The organism is Psychrobacter proteolyticus (genome assembly GCF_003350005.1).
Taxonomy (GTDB): Bacteria; Pseudomonadota; Gammaproteobacteria; order Pseudomonadales; family Moraxellaceae; genus Psychrobacter; species Psychrobacter proteolyticus.
Genome location: NZ_QLKS01000020.1, coordinates 1 through 1,070, shown reverse-complemented (window position 1 = coordinate 1,070; position 1,070 = coordinate 1). Strand labels below are relative to the sequence as shown.

The 1,070-nt window shown below is 45.5% G+C and carries 1 protein-coding gene; it reads right to left on the bottom strand.

Features of this window, described 5'->3' with window-relative positions; genetic code table 11:
- Position 1: 1 nt before the first annotated feature.
- Positions 2-1,051 (bottom strand): TRAP transporter substrate-binding protein, encoded by a 1,050-nt coding sequence (gene dctP, locus DXK30_RS12680; protein ID WP_114701992.1) that lies wholly within the window; start codon positions 1,049-1,051, stop codon positions 2-4.
- Between the last annotated feature and the right edge of the window lie 19 nt (positions 1,052-1,070).

Here is a 1,070-nt window from a genome sequence, read left to right as displayed (position 1 = left end):
GCTAAACCTTACAAGCCGCGCTCGCTTCTTTGGCTTTTTCATAGACAGATTGCGGATCTAAACCTAACGCTGCAACATCGTTTAGGTATTTTTTAGTACCTGCTTCTAATGGACCTTTCCACTGTGGGTCATTTAATGGATCAGGAATGTCTATCATAGTGTCGCCTTTTGCTTTGGCTTCTGCCATGAATTTTGCGTCTTCTGCATCAAAGACTTTACCTGCCATCGCAGCCATGGCTTTACCAGAGTTATCGTCAATGACTTTTTTAAGATCATCAGGCAAGCTCTCATACTTATCTTTATTCATGGTTACCATGATGGCAGAGCTATAAAAAGGAATATTCGTATGAGTATTGGTCAGCTCAAGCAGTCTAAAAGATCCTGTTGCATCCCACGGTAAGCTCAAACCATCCAAAACACCACGTTGAAGAGAGGTATAAAGGTCATTTGCTGGCAAACCTACCGGAGTACCACCCGCAGATTCAATGATATCTCCAGCAATTGCTGACGGGCGACGCATACGCAACCCTTTTAGGTCATCTGGTGTGCGGATGGCTTTATCAATGGTATGCATCCCACCAGGGCCCGTACCCATCATAAACAGCAGGTGAGTGTCTTCATATTCACTCGATATCACCCCATCATCATATAGGGTCTGTAGCATACAATTCATTTGAGTGGCTGAACTAGAGAGACCTGGCAATTCTGCCACTTGGGTCAACGGAAAGCGGCCATTGGTATAGCCTTGTAGCTGAGAGCCTATATCGACGGTGCCTTTGGCAGTCGCATCATAAGTAGCATCAGGTTTACTAAGCGTTGCTGAAGGGTAAATCTCAACTTTGATACGCCCTTTGGAGTCCTCTTCGACTTTTTTGGCCCAAGGCTCAAAGATTTCGGTATGCGTAGCTGCTGTAGTTGGCCATAAGTGGGAGAGGCGTAATGTGGTTACTTCTTCGGCACTTTCTGTCGTCGTGACATCGTTTGATTGCGAGCAACCAGCCAAACCAATCAAGGCAGCAAGCGTCAAGCTAGCGGGCAGTATCTTTCTCATCATAAAATCCTTTTTTGAT